Raw genomic sequence first — 12,046 nt, 5'->3', positions numbered from 1 at the left:
TAAACGTCATTTAGCATAGCGATAATAAAAAGAAGAGGCTAAGACAAATGGCACTGAACCCTTAAAATGGGAATTTAATAAAAACACTGTTTTCTAAGCTGCTGATTTCCTGAATTCTATAGGAGCTAAGTAGCCTAGTTTTTGTTGAATTCTAACTTTATTATAGTTTTCAATGTAATTTTCGACAATATCTATTACAATGTTATTAGAGCTCTTGAGCTCTTTGTTTAAGTAGAATGTTTCAGACTTTAGTGAGGAATGAAAACATTCGATCGGGGCATTATCGGCTGGCGTTCCCTTACGGGACATGCTTCTGGTAATGCCTTTTTCTTTGCACAATTCATAATATTCATACGACGTATAAACACTACCTTGATCAGTATGAAGAATACAACCATCAGGAATTTCCACTTGATTAAGCGTATCGTTTACTAAACTTTGATTTTGGTGATTATCTATAGAATAAGCTATAATTTCTCCGTTATAGACATCCATAATTGATGAAAGATACAACATTGTATTACCGAAAGGTAAATAAGTAATATCAGTTACAAGTACTTCTAATGGACAGTTTGCGTTGAAATTTCTCTGTAGTAAATTATCTGTTTTATAAAATGGATTACCTGGTTTTTTAGATTTCTTAGGTTTAACGCGACAATTCAATCCATTTTCCTGCATAATTCTTTGTACTTTTTTGTGGTTAACTATTATTTCGCTAAATTTATTTAATTCAGCAGTTACTTTCCTATAACCATAGGTATAGTTGTGTTTATGACAAATATATTTAACTTTTTCTTCAATTGAATCTAATTCATAATTTTTACATTTCCAACGATAATAAGTGGATTTGGGAATCTTAAAAACATCTAATATTACCTTAACTGGGTACCTTGATTTCAACGCATTAACCACTTGTATTATTACTTTTGGCGCCACTTCCTTTCCAATTCCTTGTACTTTTTTAAAACATCAATTTCAGCTTGTTGACGTCTAATTTCTAATTTCAATTTCTCTTCATTACTGAATTCTTCAATTCCCTTTCCATATGAATATTGTTTTCCGACTTGTTGAGGAAACCTGTTGCTTTCACCATCTCTATACCATTTCCACCATCTTTGTACTTGAGTCTTATTTTTAATATTTAAAATGTCCATAATATGTTTAGTAGAATAACCTTGAATTTTCATTTCTATTACTTTGTTTTTAGTTTCTACTGAATATGCTACTTTTTTCATAGAAAAAAACACCTCCGAATAAATTCATTTTAATATGAATTCAACGAAAGTGTCTTTATTTTACTCCCATTAATTGGGGTCAGTTCAAAATATACGCCTTAGCCTCGATTATTAATTTGGTAGTAGCTGACTGAACTAAAAATACACTTGCATTCTTTTGCTAGTCAACTTTATTAATCTGAGTTTATACAACGAAACTTTATTAGAAAAATTAGATTTCAGTCTCACTGTTTCAAAACATTTAGTTATATTGATGCATAAGCATATATAGTCCATTGAAATATTATTCGCCTGTAATACCTTGTCCAATACCGAAACCGAAATAAAGGATAGCGATAATAATAACTAAAACAATTCTATATATAGCAAAAGGAATTAATTTAACTTTACTAATTAAGTACAGGAATGTCTTAATTGCAATTAAACCGACAACGAACGCTGCGATAAAGCCTAATGCATAAAAACCAAAGTGGTCTAAATGAATATATTCAAAGTTTTTAACGAGTGACAAGCCACTAGCTGCTAACATAACAGGTACAGCCATAATGAAAGTGAAGTCTGATGCTGATTTGTGATCCATCTTCATTAATACACCCGTAGATATTGTAGATCCAGATCTACTGAAACCAGGCCACATTGCAACTGCTTGTGATAGCCCAATTACAAATGCTTGGATATAATTGATTTGGTCAACTGATTGTGGATTTGCAACTTTTTTACTATAAATATCAGCTATGATCATATATATAGCACCAACAAATAATCCAATCATTACAGTTGGAACACTGAATAAGTATTTTTGAATAACGTCATCAAATAATAACCCAAGAATACCTGCAGGAATCATACCGACAATAATATGTAGTAAGTTTAAGCGATTCGGTTTTTGACCAACGCCATCGATAGAAGATGCTTTGTACTTACCAATATGAAGCATTTCGAAATAACGTTCACGGAATACCCATGCACCCGCAAAAACAGAACCAAGTTGTATTACAATTTTAAAGGTGAAGGCTGATTCTGATCCTAAAAATTCACTTGATTTTAACCACATGTCATCGATAAGGATCATATGACCTGTTGAAGAAACAGGTGCAAACTCTGTTAAGCCTTCAACAATACCTAGAATAAGTCCTTTAATCAATTCAAGTATTAACATAATTTACCTACTTTCATATTACTAATTAAATTTCATAGATTTTCATTTTATAATGATAGCACAATAAAAATGTAATGCGCCACATCTAAATGTAATTTTAGACTAAAGACTGAGATTAATATAATAAAAGGAATTCAAGCATTGAAAAAGAGAAAATCCTAATTATGTCTGAAATATGAAATTAGCATAAAAAATTACTAATAATAATGAGCGAATTCATTTAATTTTCAATGAATCAGTTTATAATATGTGGCAGGTGATAATTGTGAAAAGATTAACAAATTTAGCATTTAAATATAAAATATACCCAATGTTTATGTTTGTAATCAGTACATTATTAGCTATTACCGTAGTCGTTCAGAATATTGCTATTGCAGAAATTTTAAATGCAATGTTATTGGAAACGAACCAAAATTTGTTAATACTATTACTGTTTACATTATTTATTTTAATCGCACGCGCAACATTTAATACAATAAATCAAATGATCGGTAATCGCATGTCTACAAAAGTGAAATATGATTTGCGACGCCAACTTATATTCAAACAGTCAAAAGAGCCAATTGGCGTTCAAATGAATACTTTGACTGAAAGTATTGATGGTATTGTTCCATTTTTTAATAGTTATTTCCCACAAGTATTTAAATCAATGATGATTCCATTGTTTATCATTGTTGCTATGTATTTTATTCATTTAAATACGGCTTTAATTATGATAGTCACTGCACCATTTATTCCTCTTTTTTATATTATTTTTGGATTAAAAACACGTGATGAATCTAAAGATAAAATGACCTATTTAAACCAATTCAGTCAGCAATTTTTAAACAAAGTTAAAGGACTTATCACTTTAAAACTTTTTAATAAAACAGCTCAGACAGAACAAGAATTATATGAAGAAAGTACGACATTCAGAGATTTAACTATGCGTATTTTAAAAAGTGCTTTTCTATCCGGACTCATGCTTGAATTTATTAGTATGCTAGGGATTGGTCTTGTAGCTTTAGAAGCTGGATTAGGATTGATTTTATTCAATAGTATTGATTTTAAAACAGCTGCGATTGCAATCATATTAGCGCCTGAATTTTATAACTCTATTAAAGATTTAGGGCAATCGTTTCACACAGGAAAGCAAAGTGAAGGATCGAGCGATGTTGTGTTCGATTTATTAGATAAACAAGAAAAAACGCTGAAACCTGAGATTCGTACAAATGGACAACAATCTGCATTAATTAAATTGGAGAATGTTAGCTTTAAATATGATGATGCACAACAAAATGCTTTAAATAATATTAATTTGAATATTTCTAGAGGAGAGCAAATTGCGCTCGTCGGGAAAAGTGGTGCGGGTAAATCAACACTTGCACAGGTTATTGTACAACGTTTCGATGCCCAGTCAGGTGAAGTGACTTATCAAAATGCTAATTTGAAATTAGGTTTTTTAAGTCAGATGCCTTATATCTTTAATGCCTCTATACGCGATAATATTACTATGTTTCAATCGATGGATGAAAATAAAATATTAAAAGTATTAGATGATGTTGATTTAAAAGAAAAAGTACTATCTTTAAAGGATGGATTAGATACATGGATTGGAGAGGGCGGTGAGATGCTCTCAGGCGGTCAAATGAGACGTGTAGAACTATCTCGAGTACTAATGATTCAACCAGACGTACTTATCTTTGATGAGCCTGCTACTGGCTTAGATGTGAAAACAGAAAATATTATACAAGATATAATTGCACAACAATTTGTGGATACAACTGTTATTACGATTGCACATAGAGAAAATACTATTAAAAATGCTGATAGACGTATATATATTGAAAATGGCTATTTGACATCGATAGATACACAAGAGAGAAGAAACAATGATAAAGGTGGTGACGTAACATGAAGCCACATATTCAATTTAAAATAGATAGAGATTTGATACTTTCGATTATTGTGGGAGTTATAGGAAGTTTAGTAGCACTTAGCATGTTCTTTTTAAGTGGTTATATGGTAACGCAAAGTGCACTTGGCGCCCCGTTATTTGCATTGATGGTTCTGATAGCTTCAGTAAAATTATTTGGATTTATAAGAGCAATTGCCAGATATATTGAAAGGTTGTTATCACATAGAGCGACTTTTACAATGCTTAGAAACGTTAGGGTTCAATTTTTCAAACATTTAATTCCGGTCGTTCCCGACGTATATCGAAAATTTAATTCTAGTGATTTAATCGCACGAATGATTGGCAGAGTTGAAGCTCTGCAAAATATATACTTGCGTGTTTATTATCCACCTGTAGTAATAGGTGTTACAGCAATCATTTCTACAATCGTAATGATTTACTTCTCATATGTACATGCGATTATCATATGTATTAGTATGATTGCTACCTTAGTAGTTATACCGTGGTTAAGTGCTAAGCGTGCACGTATACTGAAAAGGCAAGTTAACAAAGTTCAAGGCGATTTTTTAAACCAATTTTATGATTATAAAGAAGGTTATGAAGAGTTGGATCGTTTTGGTCGAACAGAATTTTATAAAAAACAAGTGCTTCATCAACTGGATGACTATGAAGCAGCACAAGCAAAAGAGCAACGATTTTTATCACTATACGAATATAGCTTAAATATTGTTTCGATGATTGCACTATTTTTCACACTGTATTTAGGTGTAGTTCAAGTACAAAATCAAGAATTAGACGTTGTTTATTTAACAAGTATCGTATTAATGATGCTGACGCTTTTCGAACAAGCGATACCTATGAGTAATGTAGCTTACTTTAAAGCGGATACTGACGAAGCTTTCCATGATATTGATGAAGTGATTGCTCATCCTATGAAGCAGGGCGTGGAAGCAATGCATTTAGAAGTCTTACCTACCGAGCCATTGTATAAGGTTCGAGACCTCAACTTCAAGTATTGGAATCAATCAAGTTATGTATTACAAGATATCCAATTATCAATTGATAAAGGCGAGCATGTTGCTATTATTGGACCTTCAGGATCTGGTAAAAGTTCGTTATTGCAACTCATGTTAGGTTTGTATCAAAGTGATAAAGGTGAGATACTATTAAATCATCAAGATATTACAAATATTGTAGATGAAGAAAAATATAGTCAAATCAATGCCCTATTACAAACACAACAGTTATTTGACGGTACAGTGAGAGAAAATTTGTTTACTGACAAAGATGATGTTGAACTACGCAACGTTCTAGCTAATTTAGGTTTGGATCATATCGATTTAGATCGATACATTACCATATCTGGTAATACATTATCAGGCGGTGAAATACAGAGACTTGGTATTGCAAGATTATTATTAAGAGACGTACCGATTTGGATCATGGATGAGCCTACAACAGCACTCGACATATATCATACAGATAGTGTAATGGACATCATTCATACCAAAGCTCAAACCTTAATTGTTGCAACACATGATTTAAGGTTGCTACCGTATTTTGATAAAATTGTAGTTATGAGTGAAGGGGAAATCGTAGAAAGTGGAAGTTATCAGTCTCTAATTACAGAAAGAGGCTATTTATATCAAATGGTTGAAATGAATGTTTCTTAAACGAAACGTTACATTATTTTTCTTATAAGTTAAAAAAATGGAGCTCAAACACATTTGTGTTTGAGCTCTCATTATAAATCAAGTATATTTAATGAATAAATTTAGATAGAAGAACTATCTAATGTTTACCATTGCCATTGAAAAATTATTTTGCTTTTTCTTCTGTGAAGGCAGTGATTACTTTTGAAAGTAATCGATTTAGTTCTTTAGATTCATCTGAGCTTAATGAAGATGCTACTGCAACGTCTTGACAAGCTGTATCTAATTCAGGGCGAATTGCTTCGCTCTTATCAGTTAAATGAATGAATACTTCACGTTGATCGATTTCAGAACGCTCGCGTTTGATTAGGTCAACTTGTTCCATTCTTTTAAGTAATGGAGATACAGTACCTGTATCAAGTGCCAATTCAGTAACGACTTTCTTAACATTGACAGGTGACTCAGCCCATAAGATTGTTAAAACTAAAAACTGTGGATAAGTCAATTTGTATTTCTTAAAGACATTATTTGAATAATAGCGATTTACTTGTCTTTGAGCATTATACAAACTGAAACAAAGTTGTTCTTTTAAATTAAGTGGTTCAGACATAAAGTTCTCCTCCAGACATTCTATCCGTTTTCTTCTGTATCGGACCTGAATCCGTCTTATGATGTGTGTGTGACACTTCCTCAAACACTTTTGCACTGTGCCATGCTAAAATGTAGTGTACGTATAAAGTTTAGAAGAAATTTAAAATTTTATCGAGTAAAAGTTTAATTATACGAATAATTGTACTTTTATGCAGACATTTGTATCAAGAAATGAGTGGTTATATGAAAAAAATTAAAAATCCAAAAACGTCAATTACAATCATAACAGGTTTTTTAGGTAGTGGAAAAACTACATTTCTCAGTAATTATGTAAAATATTTACTAAGTAATGATGAAAACCCGAGTATCATCGTAAATGAATACGGTAACTTAGATGTAGATAGCCGTGCAATCAGCGATGATATTGAGGTTGCGTCAATATTAAATGGTTGCGTATGTTGTGACTTGCAACAAGATTTAATAAAACAATTAAAACATTTTCTAAACAAAAGTGCAATGCACCATATTATTATTGAAGCGACAGGTATAGCACACCCAATCGAAATAATTGCGGCATGTCAAGATCCTGAAATCGTCGCAAGCGTTAATCCACCAGTGGTTATTGGCTTAGTCGACGCTCCAAGATTTTTAACCAGAGCCCAATATACTCATAGTACAACACAATTGATGGAAGAACAATTATATGCAAGTCATACAGTTGTAGTCAATAAAATGGATTTAATTGATGAAAAAGAGAAAGAACGTATAAATGAAATTTTTGAAATTAATCCATATACACCGACATTTTATACGAGTTATGCAAATTTAGATATGAAGCAATTAATTTCAGTAACGCAAAATAAAGGACAAAATATAGAACAACATACATATCATCATGGGATAAATAGTATGCAATATCAGTTTTCTGGACCAATAGATAGGCAACTATTCTATCAATTTATTTTACGCTTGCCAGATAATGTTTTAAGATTAAAGGGATACGTAAAGTTTCGTGATATGCCAAATGATACATATGAATTTCAATATGCGTTTGGTTTGCCAGACTATCAAGTTATTGATGCATCCATGCCTTTAACCATTGTGCTTATAGGTGAACAAATAGATGTTAATCGCATACGCAATCAATTAGACATGCTACAATTCACTTAATTTTTTAAATATTAAAAGGGGTGTTGGTAATATGGATAAAGTAAAGATTAATCAACATGTTTCATTTTCAAAAGTAATACAAGGATTCTGGAGAGCAAAAGATTGGCAGTGGACACCACAACAATTAAATCGTTACCTTAATGAATTAGTAGAACGAGGTATTACTACTATGGATCATGCTGATATATATGGTGGGTACTCATGTGAAGGTATATTTGGAGAGGCATTGAAATTATCTCCTCAATTACGTGAACAAATGGAGATTGTTACTAAATGTGGTATTGTGCTGCCATCAGAACGTATACATGAAGCAGACGGTCACCGTTATGATCATAGTAAGCATCATATTCAAAAGTCTGTAGATCGTTCTCTACAAGAGTTGCAAGTAGATTATCTGGATTCACTACTTATTCATAGACCATCACCTTTGATGGATCCACAAGAAGTGACTGAAGCAATCACTGCTTTAGTTAACGAGGGGAAAGTGAAATCATTTGGAGTTTCTAATTTTAATAAATCAGAATATGATTTATTGAGCAAACATCTTGTTTCTGATAAGTTGCATATTACATTAAACCAATTAGAAATTTCGCCATATACTATAGATGTACTTGAAAATGGCCTAATGAATCATATGTATAAAGATAATGTTAAAATGATGTCATGGAGTCCTATGGCAGGCGGTAAATTATTCGATTTAGAAGATGAAAAATCTGTTCGAATTATGGCCGTGATTTCCCCCTAGCACAAAAATATCATACTAGTGTGAATGGCATTGTAATGGCATGGTTAAATAAACATCCAGCAACAATAATGCCTGTATTAGGCACTCATAAAATAGAACGTATTGACGAAGCAATAAAAGGTTTAGAAGTTACAATTACAGATCAAGAATGGTTTGATATTTATACAGCGTCCCTAGGCCACGATATCCCTTAAAGTACATATTGAAGGAGCGTAACTAATGAATACACAGAACGAACAACATCAAAGAAACCAACTTAAATTTCAACGTAATTTTATTAATTTCCCATTTTTAGGATTTGCACTTGTCATCGCAATTTTAAATTTAGCATTTCCTGATATAACTTTAATGATGACGCTATTTGGATTGTTTTTCTTTTATAACGCGGGTATTTTATTTGTAGCGTTTATAAAACATTACAAACGTACTGCAATACTAGCGTTAATATTAACGATTTTATCTATGGCATTATTTGGTGCATCACTATATTTATATGCAGCGGCAAATAATTTACTTTAATTTATGAACGTCCAGAGAAATAAAGGTTATGTATTATCGAACAAAATAGGAGGAAGTAAATGGAACAGTGGATTACACAATTTATGGAACAATATGGATATTGGGGCATAGGCCTACTTATCTTTTTAGAAAATATATTTCCACCAATTCCATCTGAAATCATTTTAACGTTCGGTGGTTTTATGACTACCCAATCTGGATTAGGCTATACTGGTGTTCTAGTTACCTCAACAATTGGTTCTGTAGTCGGAGCGATTGTGTTATATGGTATAGGCGCTTGGATTGGTGAACGTAATCTCTACCGTATTGTAGATAAATATGGAAAGATTTTACGTTTGAAGACGAAAGATTTAGATAAGACAATTCAATGGTTTGAAAAATATGGTTATTGGACAGTCTTTTTCTGTCGCTTTGTTCCTTTATTGAGAAGTTTAATTTCAATACCAGCTGGTTTAACACGTATGAATATCCCCTTATTCATACTATTTACTACAGTAGGTACTATCATTTGGAACGCAGTGTTAATTTATTTAGGCCAAGCCGTAGGTGGTAATTGGCACACGATTGTTTATTATATGGATATATATTCTCGTATTATTTATATTATTTTAGCTATTTTAATTATTTTTGTCATTTGGAAATGGTTCAAACGACAAAGAACGCAAAAATAAGATTGATATTCTCCCCAGATTAAATTTTAGATTCTTATGATTTAAATAGCGCGATACATATTTTGAATGTTATAATAAACATACAATATGTATTGACGATATAGGGGGATTGCATTATGACAAAGCAAAAAGTTTCGATAATAGGTGCTGGAAATACTGGCGCAACATTAGCTTTTATTGTGGCCCAACAAGAACTCGCAGATGTCGTACTCATTGACCGTCCAGAGAGTGAAGGCCTTGTGAAAGGAAAAGCACTAGATATATTAGAAAGTAGTCCGATATATGGTTTCGATGTTAATGTAACAGGTACTATTGATTATGCTGATTCAGCGAACTCTGATGTAGTTGTCATCACTGCTGGTGTGGCACGCAAACCTGGTATGAGTCGTGACGATTTAGTTCAAGTCAACGAAGCTGTGATGCACGATGTAACGAAAGAAATTGTAAAATATTCACCTAATTGCAAAATAATCGTACTTACAAATCCTGTAGATGCCATGACTTATTCTGTATTACAAGCCTCTGGTTTTCCAAAGGAACGTGTAATCGGACAATCGGGTGTCTTAGATACAGCTAGATACCAAACATTTATTGCAGAAGCACTTAATGTATCGGTTAAAGATATCAGAGGATTAGTGTTAGGCGGCCATGGCGATACGATGTTACCTTTAATAACATCAACAAATGTAAACGCCGTGCCTCTGAATAAACTTCTGAACAATACGCAAATTACACAGATTGTAGAGCGTACGCGAAAAGGAGGCGCAGAAATCGTAGAATTACTTGGAAGTGGTTCAGCGTATTATGCACCTGCATCAGCGGTCTACAGTATGGTTGAAGCAATTTTAAAAGATCAGAAGCGTTTATTACCAAGCATTGCATTATTAGAGGGAGAATACAGTTTCTCTGATATATGTTTAGGCGTACCAACAATTTTAGGATCTAAAGGTATAGAGCGTATCGTAGAATTACAATTATCTGAAGACGAACAGGCACAATTACAAGTTTCTGCAAACGCAGTTACAGAAGTAAAAAAATCACTCAAACAATAAACAATAGTGAAATATACTAAGAAAGATTATTAGAACTATGAGGCTGAGACAAAATACATGTCTCAGCCTCAATCATTAAATTAGCAGTGGCTGAGTGAATTGAAAATGCCCTTTAGTTCTTATGCAAGAGTTTAAGCTCTTGTATGCCATTTGCTAGGCAGACTTGTGGGGCGGGCATATTAGGTCAAATTACAACTTTTGATTTATGTATTACCACCCGATTTTATTTCAATATAAAAAAGGGCTATTAAGGTTCCGTTATGGAACCTTAATAGCCCTTTATTCAATTTAAAATTATGATCTAGATTTACTTACTTATACTTATAATCCAAATTCGAATTAATTACAATCTAAAAATACAGATGTATAAAGCAACATATTCAAAAAATGTTAATATATACATATATTTTAGTCTTACTCTTACATTTTTTGGTACGTCCCAATTAGGGAAACGGCGTTCGTAATAAAATAATTGTAAATAAAATAATCCAATACCTAAAGGGAGACACATGAGTATGATACTACGAGTATATGAAAATCCTATATCATGCAATAGATGTCCAATAATTAATTGAAATACGATAAGCACAATAAGCAAAATTATAATGTTAAATGTCATCTTGCACTTCGTACCCCTTTCGCAAATAAAATTAATATGCCTTGTAATACTACAAGCAACAGCACAAAGCATATTGCTTCAAGATTTAAATTTGACCATACTTTATTGATAATGCGAAGCGGTTCATTAATAAGGTAGACTGAATGTAAACGTAAGAAACGTCCAATATAAATGCCTAAACCGTTTAAAAACATCATTGCAATGATTATTGTTCTATTTAACCAGAGGTAAGGCGTGAATTTTTCCATTTCTAAAAACATTAAAATTAATAAATACAATGCAAGTAACACTGCTGATACTAGAAAAGTGAAATATGCCCATTCTACTAATATTAAACCTTGATAGAAATTGAATGTAAATTGATTTAAGTGAATTAAATCTGTAACCATATAAAGTGTGTTAGGCACCATAAATAAGAAAATAAGAGCAAAAATAATAAATAGTGGCCATTCATATTTATGTACAGGTTTAAATAGATTTAAGAGTAAGCATAGTTCAAATGGCACATATGCTAGAAATAAATTTAAAGTCATAAATTGATAGTAATCATTAAAGAAAATAGAAATAATGATTAATATTAGAAATACCGTTCTAGCGATATAACGAGCCTTCATAAATACACCTACTTTCTTTCTGAATAAAGCATTTAAATATATTGTGGAAATTACTAGTAATAGCAATTTTATTGAAAAAATGCCAATAAAAATTCCCTCTCTCAATATTAAAAAAGCTAAGG

11 protein-coding genes and 1 pseudogene are annotated in these 12,046 nt (G+C 32.0%); 7 read left to right on the top strand and 5 right to left on the bottom strand.

From position 1 onward, the window contains the following. Nucleotides 1–93: 93 nt before the first annotated feature. A protein-coding gene (locus AOB58_RS06200; protein ID WP_102134915.1) for an IS3 family transposase occupies nucleotides 94–1,235 on the bottom strand; the annotation gives its coding sequence in 2 pieces (ribosomal slippage) (nucleotides 94–965 and nucleotides 965–1,235; 1,143 coding nt in all). A 283-nt stretch (nucleotides 1,236–1,518) separates the two neighbouring features. After that, a complete protein-coding gene (locus AOB58_RS06190; RefSeq protein ID WP_064783104.1) occupies nucleotides 1,519–2,394 on the bottom strand; it encodes an undecaprenyl-diphosphate phosphatase in 876 nt (291 codons plus the stop codon). Nucleotides 2,395–2,659: 265 nt separating this feature from the next. Here AOB58_RS06190 and AOB58_RS06185 point away from each other — a divergent pair, with 265 nt between their 5' ends. Beyond that, nucleotides 2,660–4,291: an ABC transporter ATP-binding protein/permease gene (locus AOB58_RS06185; RefSeq protein WP_064783103.1), complete on the top strand. Its 1,632-nt coding sequence runs from the start codon at nucleotides 2,660–2,662 to the stop codon at nucleotides 4,289–4,291. Then, nucleotides 4,288–5,964 carry a thiol reductant ABC exporter subunit CydC gene (gene cydC, locus AOB58_RS06180; protein ID WP_021339406.1) on the top strand — a complete coding sequence of 559 codons (1,677 nt, stop codon included), beginning with the start codon at nucleotides 4,288–4,290 and terminating at the stop codon, nucleotides 5,962–5,964. The genes AOB58_RS06185 and cydC overlap by 4 nt, the downstream gene beginning before the upstream one ends. Before the next feature lie 145 nt (nucleotides 5,965–6,109). On the opposite strand, the gene AOB58_RS06175 is transcribed toward cydC, so the two are convergent. After that, nucleotides 6,110–6,553 (bottom strand): global transcriptional regulator MgrA, encoded by a 444-nt coding sequence (locus AOB58_RS06175; protein WP_021339407.1) that lies wholly within the window; start codon nucleotides 6,551–6,553, stop codon nucleotides 6,110–6,112. A gap of 224 nt (nucleotides 6,554–6,777) precedes the next feature. Here AOB58_RS06175 and AOB58_RS06170 point away from each other — a divergent pair, with 224 nt between their 5' ends. The 5 genes and pseudogenes from AOB58_RS06170 (at nucleotide 6,778) to mdh (ending at nucleotide 10,691) form a co-directional block, all read left to right on the top strand. After that, nucleotides 6,778–7,704, top strand: coding sequence for a CobW family GTP-binding protein (locus AOB58_RS06170; RefSeq protein ID WP_064783102.1), 927 nt, complete (start codon nucleotides 6,778–6,780; stop codon nucleotides 7,702–7,704). Nucleotides 7,705–7,735: 31 nt separating this feature from the next. Then, a pseudogene (locus tag AOB58_RS06165) lies at nucleotides 7,736–8,643 on the top strand (aldo/keto reductase). Between the two features lie 25 nt (nucleotides 8,644–8,668). Next, nucleotides 8,669–8,968, top strand: coding sequence for a hypothetical protein (locus tag AOB58_RS06160; protein WP_002508341.1), 300 nt, complete (start codon nucleotides 8,669–8,671; stop codon nucleotides 8,966–8,968). 59 nt (nucleotides 8,969–9,027) lie between these two features. Then, nucleotides 9,028–9,639, top strand: coding sequence for a DedA family protein (locus AOB58_RS06155; RefSeq protein WP_002508340.1), 612 nt, complete (start codon nucleotides 9,028–9,030; stop codon nucleotides 9,637–9,639). Between the two features lie 116 nt (nucleotides 9,640–9,755). Further along, a complete protein-coding gene (mdh, locus tag AOB58_RS06150) occupies nucleotides 9,756–10,691 on the top strand; it encodes a malate dehydrogenase (RefSeq protein WP_064783101.1) in 936 nt (311 codons plus the stop codon). 343 nt (nucleotides 10,692–11,034) lie between these two features. Here mdh and AOB58_RS13765 read toward each other — a convergent pair whose 3' ends face one another. Then, nucleotides 11,035–11,310 (bottom strand): hypothetical protein, encoded by a 276-nt coding sequence (locus AOB58_RS13765; protein WP_021339412.1) that lies wholly within the window; start codon nucleotides 11,308–11,310, stop codon nucleotides 11,035–11,037. Next, nucleotides 11,307–11,924 carry a DUF1361 domain-containing protein gene (locus AOB58_RS06145; protein ID WP_021339413.1) on the bottom strand — a complete coding sequence of 206 codons (618 nt, stop codon included), beginning with the start codon at nucleotides 11,922–11,924 and terminating at the stop codon, nucleotides 11,307–11,309. Before AOB58_RS06145 ends, AOB58_RS13765 begins: the two co-directional genes overlap by 4 nt. Nucleotides 11,925–12,046 lie beyond the last annotated feature (122 nt).

This window comes from Staphylococcus sp. AntiMn-1 (assembly GCF_001663395.1).
Lineage (GTDB): Bacteria > Bacillota > Bacilli > Staphylococcales > Staphylococcaceae > Staphylococcus > Staphylococcus equorum.
Note: the sequence above shows the minus strand (reverse complement) of the source record. Positions and strands in the feature narration are given on the sequence as shown.